At 47.3% G+C, this 16,727-nt stretch carries 12 protein-coding genes; 7 read left to right on the forward strand and 5 right to left on the reverse strand.

The window, feature by feature from the left end:
- Nucleotides 1-146: 146 nt before the first annotated feature.
- Together COW20_02185 and COW20_02190 are read right to left on the reverse strand one after the other, a co-directional pair.
- A complete protein-coding gene (locus COW20_02185; GenBank protein PIW50332.1) occupies nt 147-1,115 on the reverse strand; it encodes a hypothetical protein in 969 nt (322 codons plus the stop codon).
- 356 nt (nt 1,116-1,471) lie between these two features.
- Nucleotides 1,472-1,687 carry a hypothetical protein gene (locus tag COW20_02190; protein PIW50333.1) on the reverse strand — a complete coding sequence of 72 codons (216 nt, stop codon included), beginning with the start codon at nt 1,685-1,687 and terminating at the stop codon, nt 1,472-1,474.
- 147 nt (nt 1,688-1,834) lie between these two features.
- On the opposite strand from COW20_02190, the gene COW20_02195 reads away from it, so the two are divergent.
- The 4 genes from COW20_02195 (at nt 1,835) to COW20_02210 (ending at nt 6,038) form a co-directional block, all read left to right on the forward strand.
- A complete protein-coding gene (locus tag COW20_02195) occupies nt 1,835-3,013 on the forward strand; it encodes a S41 family peptidase (protein PIW50334.1) in 1,179 nt (392 codons plus the stop codon).
- Nucleotides 3,013-3,459 (forward strand): D-tyrosyl-tRNA(Tyr) deacylase, encoded by a 447-nt coding sequence (locus COW20_02200; GenBank protein PIW50335.1) that lies wholly within the window; start codon nt 3,013-3,015, stop codon nt 3,457-3,459. Before COW20_02195 ends, COW20_02200 begins: the two co-directional genes overlap by 1 nt.
- Nucleotides 3,404-4,630 carry a peptidase S41 gene (locus COW20_02205; GenBank protein ID PIW50336.1) on the forward strand — a complete coding sequence of 409 codons (1,227 nt, stop codon included), beginning with the start codon at nt 3,404-3,406 and terminating at the stop codon, nt 4,628-4,630. The genes COW20_02200 and COW20_02205 overlap by 56 nt, the downstream gene beginning before the upstream one ends.
- A 115-nt stretch (nt 4,631-4,745) precedes the next feature.
- Nucleotides 4,746-6,038: a hypothetical protein gene (locus COW20_02210; protein ID PIW50337.1), complete on the forward strand. Its 1,293-nt coding sequence runs from the start codon at nt 4,746-4,748 to the stop codon at nt 6,036-6,038.
- Between the two features lie 34 nt (nt 6,039-6,072).
- Here the strand turns inward: COW20_02210 and COW20_02215 are convergent, their stop codons facing one another.
- Genes COW20_02215 through COW20_02225 form a run of 3 tightly spaced genes read right to left on the reverse strand, consistent with a single transcriptional unit; the run spans nt 6,073 to nt 11,890 of the window.
- The gene (locus COW20_02215) at nt 6,073-7,497 is read right to left on the reverse strand and encodes a hypothetical protein (GenBank protein ID PIW50338.1); all 1,425 of its coding nucleotides are present in this window, start codon (nt 7,495-7,497) and stop codon (nt 6,073-6,075) included.
- The gene (locus COW20_02220; protein PIW50339.1) at nt 7,490-9,802 is read right to left on the reverse strand and encodes a hypothetical protein; all 2,313 of its coding nucleotides are present in this window, start codon (nt 9,800-9,802) and stop codon (nt 7,490-7,492) included. Before COW20_02220 ends, COW20_02215 begins: the two co-directional genes overlap by 8 nt.
- Before the next feature lie 57 nt (nt 9,803-9,859).
- Nucleotides 9,860-11,890, reverse strand: a complete 2,031-nt coding sequence (locus tag COW20_02225) for a hypothetical protein (GenBank protein ID PIW50340.1) — start codon at nt 11,888-11,890, stop codon at nt 9,860-9,862.
- A 160-nt stretch (nt 11,891-12,050) separates the two neighbouring features.
- Between COW20_02225 and COW20_02230 the strand changes: the two genes are divergently transcribed.
- From COW20_02230 to COW20_02240, 3 genes are all read left to right on the forward strand, one after another.
- Nucleotides 12,051-14,984: a hypothetical protein gene (locus COW20_02230; protein ID PIW50341.1), complete on the forward strand. Its 2,934-nt coding sequence runs from the start codon at nt 12,051-12,053 to the stop codon at nt 14,982-14,984.
- Nucleotides 14,985-15,117: 133 nt separating this feature from the next.
- Complete coding sequence (locus COW20_02235) at nt 15,118-15,633, forward strand: hypothetical protein (protein PIW50342.1); 516 nt, start codon at nt 15,118-15,120, stop codon at nt 15,631-15,633.
- Between the two features lie 3 nt (nt 15,634-15,636).
- Nucleotides 15,637-16,719, forward strand: coding sequence for a hypothetical protein (locus tag COW20_02240; protein PIW50343.1), 1,083 nt, complete (start codon nt 15,637-15,639; stop codon nt 16,717-16,719).
- The last annotated feature ends 8 nt before the right edge of the window (nt 16,720-16,727 follow it).

Below are 16,727 nucleotides of genomic sequence, written 5' to 3' on the forward strand. Positions count from 1 at the left end.
CCCTCAAATATGTACTCATTCAAAGCGTACAATATATTTTGAATTCTTGTCAATTTGGTTCTCCAAGTAAGCTAATAAGAAATGGTTAACATATCTTTGTGTTCTGGACACTATGTTGCTTGAAAGAATAAAGAATTGCGCAATGATTATTGAAATGCTGAACGATAACAGCCCTGATTGATATCACAAGCAATTTCATCAGGGGTCAATTGTTGAATCAAACCCATCAAAATAATGGTTTCTGTTTGATAAGCTGAAAAATTTAGTTGTTGAGATGGAGGATAAGGCAGCTTATAAGAACCAGATACAATCATGCCAAAGGCTTCGGTCAGCATGACCCTTTCTGAAGGATTTTCACTTTCCATTACATTAAGATTCTGTTTTGTTCCTGCCTGATTAAAATTCACAGAGAGCTTTTGTTCAAGCTTCAAGTTTACACTGCTTAAGTTAAGCATCTTGCCTATATCGACTTTTGAAACAACGACGTTTTTAAAACGGGGAATGATTGTACAAACATTGCCGTAGAAGCCTATACTTTTTTTGTTTGCCTCTTGCCATTCAGTTATCGAAAAAGCATTTGAAAAGACACTGATATTATTTTTTACAGGCGTATTATACAATTCAATCGTTAATAGAGAATTTTTTTGCAAAAAATAAGAAATATTATATAAAAAAGTATCTTTTCTTAAAAATCTTTGCGATGAATTCTTGCAAACTTCAGAGAAACTCCCTTTGACTATGCCATTTATTCCATTAAATACCAGTTCATATGAATTTGGCTTATAAACATCTGCATCCCAATTGACTTCAAAGAAAAGCTCTGAAGAGCCTAAGCCACTTAGATTACCTGAAGATTCTTTTACTTTTGTGATTAGATCAGAAAAAATTCTGTTCACCTCACTGAGTGTGAGATTAACTAAGTCCAACTCCGATAAAATTTGAGTAACATCTTGTACTGGTAAGGCTTTTAATTTTTCAAGAAGGATCGCATACAGATTGATAGGAGAAAAAAATAGATTGCTTTGAGTAAGATTTGTGCTCTGAAGGTATTTAAAAGTTATAAAGGCCAACTTGTTAATAGACTTGGATACAATTTCTCTTTCTGCATCGGTCACGGCTACGCTATCTGGTGAAGCTTTATTTATAGCTGGGCTTGCCATAATTGTTGGTTCTGGAACTTGTGAAGGAGAGGTTCCGGTTTGCATGAGTAATGCGACTTTAGCACTGGGGAATACAGATGGGGGAATGGATTCAGAGAGCGTTGATATAGCTCCCTGTGGTAAAAACTGACATGAAAACAAGAGCAAGCCCAGACTCAATCCCAAAGCCGCTATTTTGCCCATATCAGACATGCCTCTAACTTTGCCATGTCTTAATAATAATCGATTCACTTGGGTTTGATAAAACAATTATTTCTAAATACAATAATGGGTTGTACAATTTCAATTAAGTGAGGACATTGAGAGATGGGCTAGACACACTCTTTGTGCTGGCACTGCTGGGCTGGCTTTATTACAAACTTTTCTCTCCGAACCGACCCAAGAGGGCTCAGCCCCAAGAGGCCCATCCGCCTGCATTTTAAAGCGCTGGGGGTTGAACCAGATAACTGAATTTCACGGCCCCCAGCCGCTGGAGAGGAGTGATTCAGGAACTGACCTGAAAAAGATTTTTTCTGATACGTGAACATTTTGCCTGTCTCCTGGGTCTAAAGAAAAGCCTGACAAAATCTACGCCCGTTTGAGTTTCTCACTGCAGAATAGAAACTGGATGCAGAAAACAAAGTCAGGGTGCTACTATATAACCAGGATTGCATGAAAGGATCTTCTACCTGCCCATGAAACTTCAGATCTTCAAAAAAACTGCGTTGATCTCAGCCCTGATGGCTGCATCTTTTGCGGCAGGCGTCACCCTGCAGCCTGTCTTGGCTGAATCCGGAGGGTTCCGCGTCTTTCTCGAAGTCTATGACCTGGTCAAAATGGAATATGTCGAGAAAAAAGTAGACGATGAAAAGCTGGTCAAAGGTGCGATTGATGGCATGCTCGGCATGTTGAATGACCCCTATACCCGCTATATCGCCCCCACAGAATTCAAACAGATGAATGAAGAACGTGAAGGCAGCTTCAGCGGCATTGGCATTCAGATTGGCATGAAAGACAATAAACTGACAGTCATTGCCCCGATTGAAGATACCCCAGCCTGGAAAGCAGGCTTGAAAGCCGGCGACTGGATTAAAGCCTTGGACGGCAAAGATACCGAAACCATCAGCCTGGATGATGCGGTTAAATTGATTCGCGGCAAAGAAGGCACGATTATCAAACTGACCGTCTACCGTGAAGAAACCAAAAAAACCATGGAAATTCCGGTCACCCGCGGCAAGATCGAAAATAAAATTGTAAAAGCCAAACTCCTCAAGAACCAAATCGGCTATATTCGTCTGACTTCGTTCATGCAAAACAATGCCACTGAAGAAGTGAAACACGCCATTCAAGATCTGAAAAAACAGGGAATGCGCGCCTTGGTCATGGATATTCGCAGCAATCCAGGTGGGCTTTTGCCCAATGCCGTAGATATCGGCAGCCTCTTTGTTTCTGAAGGGCCGATTGTCAGAATTGTCGATCGCGAGGGCAAAGAAGAACAGCTGAAAGCCCACGGCCCGCTGGCTCTCGATAAAAACATCCCCATGGCGGTTTTGATTGATGGCGGCAGCGCCAGCGCCTCTGAAATTTTGGCGGGCACCCTCAAAGACAATAAGCGCGCAGTTCTAATTGGCACCAAAACCTTCGGTAAAGGATTGGTTCAAACCGTGCATAATCTTTCAAACGGTTCGGGGCTCGCGATTACCACCAATAAATATCTGACCACCAATGGCACAGATATTAATAAAAAGGGCATTGAACCCGATATCCAGGTCACGATTCCCAAAGAAATCCTTGAAAAACCCTATTCCGAGAGCCTGGATGTTCAACTCCAAAAAGCTCTGGATGTCTTGACGGAACGGATCGCCCGAAAATAATGCGGATTGTTTTGCAACGTGTCTCCTATGGTGCGGTGACGGTAGAAGAACAAATTGTAGGCGAGATTCAAGGGCCGGGCTTGGTTTTATTGGTCGGCATCGGCCCCCAGGACGATCTTGAAGAGCTGCGTTTCTGGGCCGAGAAATGTGTCAATTTACGAGTCTTTCCTGATGAGGCCGGTAAAATGAACCGTTCCTTGCTAGAGGTTGGTGGCAGTGTCTTAGCCGTCTCTCAATTCACGCTCTATGGTGAAACCCGCAAAGGCCGACGCCCAGGTTTTTCTGGGGCTGCGCCTCCGGAGATGGCTGCCCGCTTATATGATCAGTTCGTCGCTTGTTTACGCCAAACCGGCGTGACCGTGGCAACGGGTATTTTTCAGGCCCATATGGATGTCACGATTCACAATGATGGGCCTGTCACCCTCCTACTGGGCAGCGATTGCTGATCCTTCAGCCATGAAGTACCGTACAGAGTGGCTCTTGTTGAGCCTCTTCAGTTTTTTGGCAGGGCTCAGCTTGCCCTATGCCGAAGCGGGAATCTCTAAAAATTTGGCGCTTTTGAATGAAATTTCTGAGCTGATCCAACACAACGCCCTTAAGCCCCTGGACAGCCATCAACTCTGGGAAGGCGCCGCCAAGGGATTGCTTGCAAGCCTGAACGACCCTTACAGTTCCTATTTAAATGCCCAGGAATATGCTGAACTCAAGCAGATCAAAACGGGAGAAGTCGCAGGCATCGGCATTGAAATCGGCATTCGCGACGGCCGTTTAACAATCGTCAGCGCCCTGGATCAGTCTCCGGCCTGGAAAGCAGGGCTGGGGGCGGGTGACCGCATTCGCAGTATCAATCAAAAATCCACCTCTCATTTAAATTTTGCGGAGGCCGTCCAATTGATGCAGGGTGAAGTCGGGACATGGGTAGAAATCGGCATTGAACACCCACACAACAAGCGTATGGACACCTATAAAATTCAACGCGAGGTTTTAAATCTCAACCCCGTCTCATTTCGCATGCTCTCAGAAAATATTGGCTATCTTCGCTTAAATACCTTTTTTTCAGATCAGGTTCCCCTGGCCATGCAAGCGGCCTTGACCCAATTGGAAACCGAAGGCATGCAAAGCCTGATTTTTGATTTACGCAACAATCCAGGGGGCACCCTGAGCAATGCGATTGAAGTTGGCAGCATGTTTATCAGCCAGGGAGCCATAGTACGCGTCGTGGATCGCCAGAACCAGGAAACCCTGCACATGGCCACCGGCCTGCCGATTTTTAACCCCAGCTACGATGTGATTGTGCTGATCAACAATGGCACAGCCAGCGCAGCAGAAATTGTCGCAGGCAGCATGCAAGAACACGGAAGGGCCCTTTTGGTAGGCAAGCAGAGCTTCGGCAAAGGCCTGGTTCAAAATTTACTTTCGCTCTCCGAGGGCTCGGGCCTTTCACTTACCACCAGCAAATACCTCACTTCGCATGGCAATGATATTCATGGCAAAGGTATTCATCCTGATTTCGAAGTCGATCTGCCCGAGGGGGTTCAGATAGGTTCTGAAAAAGATACCCAACTCTTAATGGCCCGCGATATTCTGCTTTCCCTCAGTCCTGCCAGTTCTGAATAAATTAACTACAAATTAAACATTTTTGATTTTAGCTTTAAACTTGTTAAGGTCAGAACCTGCCTCTCTTCGTCGATAGAATAGGTATCCAAGTATCGCGTAGAGGAGATTTTATTTGATGTTCAAAACTTTAAAAACCCTGGTTTCAGCTACTCTTTTGGTTTCTTTGGCCGCCTGTTCAAGCCAACCCATGCTTTCAGCCGGAATCAATACCCCTGCGAGTTTAACCCGTTTTTCTCAACCCCTTCGCCCCGTCAAAGCGCAATTGCCCACCGCCCGTGGCGAACGTCCGGTGACCATGCTTTCCTATATCGCCATGGATGATGGCCTCTCACAGGCCGGTGCCATGATGATCGACGCCATGGAACAAAGCGTGAGTGATCGGGGCTATTACCTGGCCTTTGCAGATTTGCAGGGCCCTGATAATTCTTTTCTTGCCTATTTGATCAACGATCATAAACCCCAACAGCTGGGTTCAGCTTTTTCTTACCTCGACAAAAAAACCAAAGAAGTCGATTCCAATGATCCAGCGACCCTTTCTCAGACCATTAACTGGGCCTTCTCTGCCTATCCTGGCCGCATGAAAGTTTTTGATATTTTGGCCCATGGCGGTGGCTATTTTGGCATCGGCACCGATGATACCAAAGTCAGTAAAAACCCACGTGAAATTATGACCGTCGCGGATTTTGGCACCGCCATCCGTCAGGGATTGAAAGGCCGTCAGTTTGATGTCATGAATTTTCTTTCCTGCCTGATGGGCAATGTCGAGGCGCTCTACGAACTGCGTGATCTTTCAAAAGTCATCATCGCCTCTGAAGACAGCGTCATGGCCACCCAGGATACCGTGGTCGATTTTACCCGTGAACTCACCCGCCTTTCGGCCCAACCCCTGAGCCCCCAACAGATTGGCGCACAAATGGTCGCTTTCGCCAAAGTTCGCAACGCTCAAACCGGTTATTCTACCCTGGCAGCGCTGGATATGCGTTTCATGGGCGAATTCAAATCCAGCATGAACGTACTCAGCAATACCTTGATTCGTGCCATTCCCGCCAACCGCGCCCAAATTATAGCAGCCTATGATCAGGTGCCTGAACTGAAAAATTCTCCCAATACTGGGCAACGTGATTTGATTACCTTTCTGAACAATTTGATCCGTCTGGTGCCCAATCCTGCGGTTCAGCAATCAGCCTTGGCCGTCAAACAAGTTCTCAAGCAAAAATTGATGATCTCTGCCAAAGACAAAGAAGGCATTGGCGCCAATGGGCTTTCGATCTTCCTGCCCCCTTCAAAGGTTGGCCCCTCTCAAATGCCGCCTGATTTTGGCATGATCGCCAATACGGGTTATCTCAATACCCGTTTTGCCAAAGAAACCAGTTGGGATCATTTTATTGAAGCCTTGCTGAAACGCTAAGCGATAAAAAAAGCCCCCAATTCAGGGGGCTTTTTCATTTTTTGCTCCAAACAGCCGCTTGCTCTTCCAGCCGTTTTTCATGTTTTAATTTGTGAAGATGCGCCAGCAGGGAACGGCGGGCCAGGGGCAGGAGCTGGGGAGCAAGACCTGCATAGACTTCGTTCAGAAGTGCCTCCTCTGTTTGCGCTCCTTTTTCAAGACAGGCAAGAATCTGATTTTCGCGCATTTCCCGATGTGCCAGATACTCAGCACAGGTTTGTGAAGGTCTGTGAATCACAGGCCCATGCGAGGGAATCACGGCCTTCAAATTCAGGCTTTGCAAGCGGCGCAGAGAATCAAGATAGGCCTGCATATTGCCTTCAGGATGCTCAATCAGAATCGTACCAATCCCCGCCAGCATATCCCCCACATGGGCCAGATTCTGGCGCAAATCCAGCAAACAGAGATGCCCGGGATCGTGTCCTGGGGTATGAATTGCCTGCAAAATCCAAGGGAGGGCAGCATCTGAACTCAAATTCCAGACATGCCCCTCTTCAATCAATTGATCTATTTCAAACTGCTCTGCCAAGAGGCGAGCAGTTTCAGGATGCGCCAAGATCGGCAATTGCAACCTGTTTCGCAAGGCCACCGCTCCCCCCATATGGTCGATATGGTGGTGGGTCAGTACAATCGAGACGGGTTGGTGTCCTTGATCTATGCGGGATTCAATCCGATTCAAAAGCAGGGCCTGTTCTTCAGGGTAGGGGGAAGCAGGATCGACAATCACAAATTGCTCTCGCCCGATCAGAGCGCAGTTGGTATGCGTCGCAGGGGGCAGCGTGGGCGTGCGCAGTGGAATCACCTCAAAACCAGGGAAGATCTCTAAATCTGCAAACAGGGTATCGCGGTCATTCGCCAAAGCGGAAAGGCGCTCAAGATCGCGTCCATGGCTGGCCAAGATCTCGACCAGGCTGCGCACAGGTGGAGGTACTAAAATCTGCCCTTTCTGCCATTTTTGCAAAAGCTCCGAAGGCTTCCACCAGGCAGCTTCTGACAGTTCAGCATTTAAAGCAAAGTCTTGTGCGCATGCAGCGACCGTCCCTAAAAAATAGCGGGTTTCAAAACGGCGGGGCGCAAAAGGGGGCATCACACGCCAGCCCAAATCCTGGAGAAGGGGAAGATCCAGGATACGCGGAAAAGGTTTGCCGTTTAAAAGATCGTGTCGCAAATCCGCCAAAGCCTCAGCAGAACCCCCAAAGCCAGGCAAGAGTCCCGTTTCTTCAAGCAATTCACGCAAAGCGCAGAATTGGAAGGAAAGCAAATCTGATTCCGGCCCATCCAGGGCATCTAATTTTCCGCCGGGAAAAGTCCATTGGTCAGGAAAAAAACGCTGATCCGCAGCTCTGCGTACCAAAAATACGCGCAGTTCAGGTTCTTGCGCCACCAGAATCAATGCTGCCGAGGGGATAAACTCAGGCATCCACCTGCAGATTTGGCGCGATCAGATGCGCCACTCCAGACTCATTGAGATGAGCGACAAAGAGGTAAAACCCTTTGTTCCAGCCCATTTTGACAAAGCCACGCTCAGATTCGCCCATGCCCAGCAATCCGGGTTTAATGGTCTGGCGGTTAAATTGCGCCAGAACGGCCTCAGAAGCAGGCAGGTACGTCACCAGCATCGCCGCCTGAATATCATCCTGGGTGCGCTCGGTTTTAATCCGGCGCACGTCCTCAATCATATTGTTCAGGCTTTCTTCACTGATCTCGTTTTCAAAACGAAACAGGGCTGTGAGCTGATCCTGGTTGTTATAGGCCAGAATATCAAAGGTCGCGCTGAAACTTCCCATTTTCACGGGCTGCAAAAATTTCAAGGATTTAAAGGTCCAAATCCAACTGAAACGCTTCTTGAGGTTGGCAAAAGCGCTGGAACGGGAAAGACCATACATATACTCATACATCAACCAATCCAAAACTTTGAAGTGATTGGTCTCTTTAAAGATATCTGAGTATTTGATACTGCGGTTGCCAATTTCAAAGGTCGCATCTTTGGGCATAATCGTGGTGGTATCGGTATTGCGCAGGGCTTCTTCCATTACTTCTGAAGTCAGCTGTTTTTCCTTGGCACCTGCATATTGCGCCAAAATGGGACGGTTAATCGATTTGCTGACAATTTGCAATTGGGCCTCAACCAAAAGCTTGCGCAGACTGGGGCCAATCAGATTGAAACGGGGCGCATAGATGCTCAGGTCAAAATATTCTCCATCATAGGAGCCCGAAGGATAAGGCATGGTAATTGAAAAGACCTGCTGTCCATCCAATAAGCCCGTCCACTTTAAAGTGCGTTTTTCAGTTACGCGAATCATGCCACTGAAACGCTTGGATTTCTGCAGTTCAATCGCCTTGGAAATATCTCCGCGCGAACACATGGGATTGTGTTCCATCAAAGTATTGGCACCCACCATGATCGCCAGAAGCACCAGCCAGGGCTCTTCCTTTTCTTGGGGCATGCACTGGGTCATTTCAAATTTCTGCCAGGAAGCCATATGCTGATAAGCCGCTGGCCCTGTCAATTCAGGCTTGTTGACCATTGCACCGACAATCAAACCTTTGTAAATCAAAAGAATGACGGAGTTGTTGATAATCAGCCCCTGGCTCTTGCCCTCATACTTATAAATGGCTTCAAGCATGGTATTGGTGCTCAGATTTTCAACATGCCAACCGCGCAAAACCCGCAAAGCGGCAGCGAAGGGAGTGGCTTCATCAATGCCTTCTACCAGGGTAAATTCTTTGCTGCGCACAGAAGCACTGCCACTGCTGGCACTGCTGATCGTGCCCATATTCAAAGTGCCTGTACTAATCGTAGCCCCCTGATCATGGGATGGTCCAGAACCGTATTGGGTGGGCGTATTGTCATCATGGCGCACCACGTGCTCAATCCCACGGTTGGTAACACTTAAATCGATATTCGGAAGCGGCAAAGCATCCTGGCCTGTCGCTCCTGTCAGTTTATAAAGCGCCTGGCTCAAATCTGCAGCAAAATCCTTGGCCGTGTCATAACGCATTTCAACAGTTTTGGCCATGGCTTTAAAGATCATGCCATCCAATTCTGAAGGAATCTGAGGATTCAGCTCACTGGGTCGGGGAGGCTCACTCTGCATGATTTTCATGACAATTTCGCCAATATTTGAGCCATTATAGGGCAGCTGCCCGGTTAAAATCTCATAGGCAGTCACACCCAAAGAGTAAATATCGGCGCGTTTATCAACATCTTTGGGGTTCATCAGCTGTTCTGGCGAAATATACAATAAACTGCCCAAAATCGAACCCGCTTTGGTCAAATCAGACTGTGTAGATTCCAGACGGGCAATACCAAAATCGGTGAGTTTGGTCGTGCCGTTGTCCAAAATAACAATATTGGCTGGTTTAATATCCCGGTGGATAATCCCCTGATAGTGCGCAAAATCAAGCGCTTCGCAAACCTGAATCAGCGATTTGAGCGCCACTGGCACCGAAAGTGGAGAATGAATTTTCAACAATTGAGAGAGGTTTCGGCCTTGGAGAAACTCCATGACCATATAATAACGGCCCTCATACTCACCAAAATCGTAGATACTGACGATATTGGGGTGATTCAGTTTTGCGCTGGCTTTGGCTTCTCGCTTAAACCGTTCAATCAACTCGTCTTTGGTCTGCTGGGTCATATTGGGGTCATTGGGCAACTCAATCACCTTAATGGCCACATGCCGATCGAGACGCGGGTCTACGGCGTCAAGCACCACCCCCATACCGCCCCGACCTAATTCACCGAGCACCTCATACTGCGCTATCTTGTCCACGTCAGATTACTTCCACTGAGTTTCTTGTGTGCCTTTGATCCATTTGGTTTCACGAACTTCGGTAGCCGCACCACCTTCGTCTTTCCAGCCGTGAACCTCATAGACAGAAACGGTTTCTTCTTTACCTTTGACCTTGGCGTTGCCGCAGTGACGGGCATTGACGCGATCTTTGACCAAATCAAAACAACTTTGACTGATCAGAATGCTGGAACCAAATTCTTTGTTCAGCCCTTCCAGACGAGAAGCGGTATTGACCGCATCACCGATGACAGTATAATCCATCTTTTGTGGCGAACCAAAGTTCCCAACCAGGGCTTCTCCTGTATTCACCCCAATTCTGATCTGCAGCGGCACCATGCCTTCTGAAAGCCATTTTTCACGCAGTTCAGCCAATTTACGTTGCATCTGAATCGCGGTATTCACTGCTTTATAGGCGTCTGTTTTGGGATTGCTGGGGCCCACATTGCCCCAAACCGACATGACAGCATCCCCAATATACTTGTCGAGCGTGCCATCGTTGCTAAACACAATTTCACTCATGGCTGTCAGATATTCGTTCAGAATATGCTCGACCTCATCGGGCGGCAGACTTTCAGACATCGAGGTAAAGCCTGCTATATCTGAGAAAAGAATACTGACCATGCGCCGTTCACTTTTCAAACTGGGCATGGTTTGAGGATCTTTGAGCAATTCTTCAACCAATTTAGGTGAAACATAGGATTTGAAAAATTTACGCACGCGCCTTTTTTCACGCTCTTCGATCAAATAGCGATAGGCATAGCTAACCGTATAGCTGCCCATCATTGCAATCATGGGAGCAAACCAGTCCATAAACAGGCGCTGGGAGTTAAACAGGAAGATATTCACCAGCGAATAACCCACGAGCAAAACCAAAAGCAGCGCCAAGCCCCCTAAAGGCCCCAGGAAAGAAAGCCCAACCGCTGTGACCACAGCAAAGCCCAGCACAAGCAGAATATTGACAGCCTTATTTGCAGGCTGATAGGCAATATCCTCACGCAGGGTATCAAAGAGGTTGGCGTGCACCTCAACCCCAGGCATCTTAGAAGAGCCAAGGGAAACAAAAGGCGTATTTTTATTATCTTGAAGTGCTTCAGCAGAGGCCCCGATCAAGACAATTTTATTCTTAAAGAAATCTTGGGGAGTTTTGCCGACCAAGCTTTGGAAATAACCCTTGTCAAAACCCTTTTGTCCGTATTTATGCACAATATAATAGGAAAGGGTTTTAAAGCTTTGGGGAGGGCCGGCAAAATTAATCCAAACAGGGTTTTCCCCATATTTATCCATGGCTGCGTCCGCTTTTTTGGGGTCCAATAAGCGCAGCATGCTCAAGGTAAAATGAGGCTCATACTTTTTCCGCAGCGTCATAGCAGTCGGTAAAAGTTGGTCTTTATCGAGATTCATCATGATCTGAGCCCGACGAATCTGACTGTCGACCATGCCCTCATCAACATTTGAAAAACCAAAGATGGCACTGTCTTCAAAAATAGGCGGGCTGTAGGAGGCAGCTTCAGTGACATCGACGGCATCTTCACCTTTGCCTCCAGAAGTACCTGAACCACTGATCCGCGAGGTCATGCCAAAATCAAATTTACTGACGACCACAATCTTATCGCGATGTTTGGCCAAAGTGGCTTTGAGAGCAGCGTCAGCTTCAGGAAACTGCGATTCAGTTAAAAACATAATATCGAAAGCCACCAGCTTGGCCCCGAATGAAATGAGTTTCTCTGCAACCTGGGCATGCACATCCCGTCGCCAGGGATAGGGTCCCACTTCTTCCAGAGAGGCCTCATCCATCGCCAGAATCACTACATCATCAGGAGCGGGTCGGGATCCTCTGAAATTTTCAAAGCGTGCATTATAAAGCATCAGTTCGACTTGTTTAAAAGCCGACAGATTTTCATTTGCCGCTAAAAACAAGCCCCCGATCAAAAGCCCGATCCCCAGATTGATCAAAATTCTCTTCCAGAGCATAGACGCATCCTCGCTGGTTAGCCATTGTTCCCAGCATTGTAACATACCCCCCTCGGCTCACTTTGTGAGCCAGTTCATACCCAAGCAGGCAAACCCGCGAGATTGTGAACAATTATAAATTTTTTAGCAAAGTGTGATAAATTTTCATGAATTGTGGAATAACTTAAAATAGTGATTCAGTGTAAACTCTGGAGATATTGAAAAGATGAGCAGCCCTGCAGGTCTGAATGGACCAACCCCCGGCAATTGGCCTTCCTATCCTGTGGCCAAAGGCACGGGGCCCTTAAGCACGCCCCAAACAGGCCCGCTTCCCCCACTGCTGCCTGAAACGCCAATTCCCTTCCAACCTGCGCCCCTGCTTCAAAATTATCTAGCCACAGCCATGTCTCCCCAATCCGTCCAATTCAATACAGCAAGCCCCGCCCAAGTTTTAAAAACCTTCAAAGATGCCCGTTCCTTGATCCGCCAAAGCAATGCCAATCAAACCGAGCAACTCATCCCTGTACCTGCGGCCTGGAAACCCAGACTGGAGAGTCTGGCAAAAGATCTGGGTTTTAAAAATTTTGAAAGTTTACAATACCAACTGCGAAATTTACCCTCCGCGCAAGTGGATCAGTGGTTGGCCCAAGTTGAAAGCAAAATAAACAGCCTGCCGGGCACAGAAACCGGGACTTCTCAAATTACGATTTTTGCAAAACAGGCCCTGACAGCCCAGGCAGACACCGCCCTGAAAGATCTGTTTCAAAACGCACAGGTTCCGCCCCCAGTCTTTGAGAGCCGTCAGGGCAAAACCTGGAGCCCTCAGGCCAAACTTGCAGTTTTGAATGCGTTTTCTGAAATTCGCCAGAACCAACCCCTTGAGACCTTTCGTTTAAGCGCACAGGGCGAAGGCAAACCAGGCCAGCCCCGTCCCCCGATTACGTTTGTCAGGGCCGAACGCTTGGATCTCAATGCCATGGCAGGCAAAGATGGCTATCTCAGCGCCATGGAAATGCTGAGTGGCAGCATGAAAGTGGCTTACCATGAAGGTTGTGAGGGCAAAATCGTATTAAACGATGGCGCTGTTCATGCCAACCCGCGCGAACTTTTGCAAGCCGCCCAGATTCAAGACTTTTTAAAATTGGTCAACAGCCCGGTAGAGAGCCCTGAAAAACAAAGAGCTGTGCGCTCGGTTCAGGAAATGTTGAATTGCGCGCGTTCTCCCAAACGTCAACTCAACCCCAGCGGCAAAATGGACACGGCAACCCAGCAGGCCCTAGAGGCTTTTGACCTGCAACAAAATATCACAGCCGCCCGTGATTTGATCGAAGACGATACCACACTGGGTGTACCGCAAAAACGTCGGCTTTTACAACGTCTGGTGGAATTACAAGGCCGGCTGGATTTAGGGCAATCCCCCCTGATGCTTAAAGCAGAACTGGGACATACCCTGAGAGGCTTTCAATCGGTGAGTGACTTACAAAGCAATACCCGTGAACGGCTCGAAAACCAGATCGAAAACCTGGATCGTCCTTTATCGAATAAATTTGACCAAAATACAGCAGAAAAACTGATCAGCAATTGGTATGGCATTATCGATGGGGGAGATTCACGCGACTTTACAGAGCAGGTCATTGTGCATGAATTGGGACACGGTCTTCAGGATCTGCCTGAGGTCTTGGAAAATTGGCGCAGAATCAGTTGGGACGGAAAATCCAGTGGCGGTGAAAATCGCAACAATGTCATGGAAAAAACCCTGAAGGGCATTGGCCAGCAAGGGTTTGTTTCAGATTACGCCCGGGTCAATGATGAAGAAGATTTTGCGGAATCCTACCGTGTCTTTACCTATCAACCAGAACGTTTACTCAAAGAATCGCTGCTCAAATTTATGTTTATGGCCTCAGTCACCCAAGCCTATGATGGCAAAGAACAACAAATGCTCGATCTGATCAAAAAAACAGGTTATAAAGACGCTCAAATCCGGGATGCGATGCTGCAACTGCGTGGCCATTTACCCAGTGAAACACGCCAATATGTCAAAGGGGTGGTCGACAAAACCACGACTTTTTCCAAAATAGTTTCTCCGCTCTTGGGACAAGCTGCTGACATGCTCTCGGAGCATTATAAACTCAAAGATAAAATCGCAGACTGGTGGGCCGACTTCAGAGGCGTAGACCAAAAGCCCCAATTCACTCCCAGCATGGCCTCTGCTTTGCCCAAGGTCGATCATCTGCTGAATATTGACGGAAAAAATTACGCCAGCTCGCCCAGTGAAACAGGTTATGTTCTCGACCAAATGACCCGTTACCAGGCTGTTTTGCTCAAACCCGACAGTACGCCTGCAGAACGGGCTTTGGCAAGACAAAAAATTGAAGCGTTTAAACAGACTGGCTTAAATGCATGGCCAGAAGCGGATCGCAGCAGCTTCTCACCAGAGGCTTTAAAAACCTTGAACGGAGAAAAAAGCCAGGAGAACAAAGCGATTGTGCTGGCCCTGAGCAAAATTTTAGGCAAAAGCTATGCCAAAGCGGATTGGGCCTCATTGCCTGACAGAAACAAAAACCAGGATCCCAACCAGGAACTTCAGGATGAGATGCGTTCCCTGCGTCAAGTCAATAGTTTAAATGCCTTCTTCGAAGAGGTGCGCAAAAACCCTAATATTTTACGGCGGGAGCTTGGAAATGAACTCTATCAAGCCCTGCCTGACAGTTTCAAGGCCATGCTGATGGAACCTGAATTTGTTGAGAATATCACAGGTAAACGTGGCGAAACCTCTGTCAACGCCACCAATATTTTTGACTATACCTTCTCCGAAATCGACAGACGAGCAGAACAGAGTGGCTGGGATTTTCTTTCAAATCAATTCAAAACCATCGTGCAGTTTGTCAATCGGGATCGTATTTCACAGGCTTACCAACTCTACGCCATGCAGATCGAAAAACACAATGCGGGCACGTCCCACAAAGCTCCTCTGCTTTCAGAAACAGAATTTGAAGCTGCGATTTCCCGTTTTCGCGAAAAGCAAACCCAACCCACAGCCCCATCGGCGCTCAAAGCCTTGGATACTGAACGCAGCCTGGCCAATGAAAACACCCTGCCCCAGGAACTGCTGATGCAGGAGCTGAAAATCCGTTCTCAAGACGAGGAGCAAATAAGCTAAAAACAAAATCTCATCGGGCTTCTCCCCAGCTATCGATCGTTAATTTTAGGTTAATTTTTACTATGCCCCCCATTTTTTGCGGTGTTTTGTGGAATAAATAAGATCAGATGATAACTTGAAGGAGAATTTAAATATGCCGAATATTCGCCCTGGAGCCACAGGCCCCTTACAACAGATAACTCCCACCCAAGCCCCCACCAACACACCCAATCCTCAACAACCCCCAGCAACAAGCACGACCCCTGCCCCTCCCGCACAAACGCAGGATTCTGCCAACGTCAATAAAATTGCAAATGATAACCTGAAAAATGATGCCTCCGACACCATGCAGGCAGCACAGTTAAGAAGTTCACTGAGAGAAGTTCTCAACAACAAAGAGCCCAATGATGTTGATGAACTGAAACAGGTCTTAATGGAAAATGCAGAAAACTGCTTTGGCCCTGAAGGGGGTCAAAAAGTTTTTGAAAAACTGTTTATGGATGAAAACAGTTCTAAAAAATATGAAGGCATGCTCAATGATGCCCTGAATAACTACAAAGAACTTTCAAAAGATCCAGCCAAAGCTGAAGGCGCACTCAAGAATATGGCTGAGTTCCTGGCCAAGGGCGCCAAAGGAATCAAAAACGGGGAAGACGATCCCGGCTGCTGATTTATGCCTACCAGTCTGACAGCGCAGGCTGCACCGTCTCAAGAGACTCAGAATCGTAAAAAAAATTTTGTGATTCAGTACGAGGTCAATGATGCGTGTAACCTGCGCTGTAGTCATTGTTATCATGGTTTGAAAGTTATCAAAGAAGGCGCAATCGGTTTAGAGCGCCTGTTTGAGGATCTTGAAGCTTTGCATGCCCATTTAGGAGAAGATTATCAAATTCTGATCCGACTTTCGGGGGGCGAGGTTTTTTTGCGCAAAGATCTGCAATCCATGTTGACCCGGATTTTAATGCAGGGCTATGCCACCGTCATGCTAACCAATGGCACGCTAATTACCCCAGAAAATGCCCAAGAGGTCTCGGTTCGCAATGTTCAACTGGTGCAAATCAGCCTCGATGGCCCCAATGCCGAAATACATGACACCATTCGGGGCAAAGGCATGTTTGCAAAAGCTTGGCAAGGCATTCGCCGCATGCAGGCAGAAGGACAACCCGTTTCAGTCAGTTATACCTTGATGCAGGGACACAATGATCGCAAAGAAAACTTCGAAGAATTCTTTGCCTTGGCTCAAAAAGAGAATTTGGCGAAGGTTAATTTCTCTCGAATTTTCCCCCAAGGTGATGCCCACCACCTGCCTGAATATGCCTATTCAGAAGGTATGGCATTTAAAACAGTGCTCGAAAACTTACTCGATGCAGCTCAACAATTTCCCCACGTGAAGATTGTGATCAAAGACCCCCTGATCAACAATCTGGAGCGGTCTTTTCCTGAAAATGTCAAAACAGATGTCTGTTGCTATATCCGCAGAGACTACCTCGCAGTAACAGCCAATGGCGATGTTTTTGCCTGCCGAAAACTCTCAAAGCCGATTGGCAGTTTGTTGGACGATCAGCTTTTGAACATCTGGCAAAACAATTCTCTGCTTCAACAAATGGATCAACGCAGACAGTATATGTCTGGTAAATGCAAAACCTGCCCCATCAATGATCAATGCAAGGGAGGCTGTCTGGCAGCTTCCTATGGTCAAACCGGACAGCTCTTTGTGCCCGATCCGGCTTGTTGGCGTGAAGAAGTTCCAGTATAATCCCCCTT

This window comes from bacterium (Candidatus Blackallbacteria) CG13_big_fil_rev_8_21_14_2_50_49_14 (assembly GCA_002783405.1).
Lineage (GTDB): Bacteria > Cyanobacteriota > Sericytochromatia > UBA7694 > UBA7694.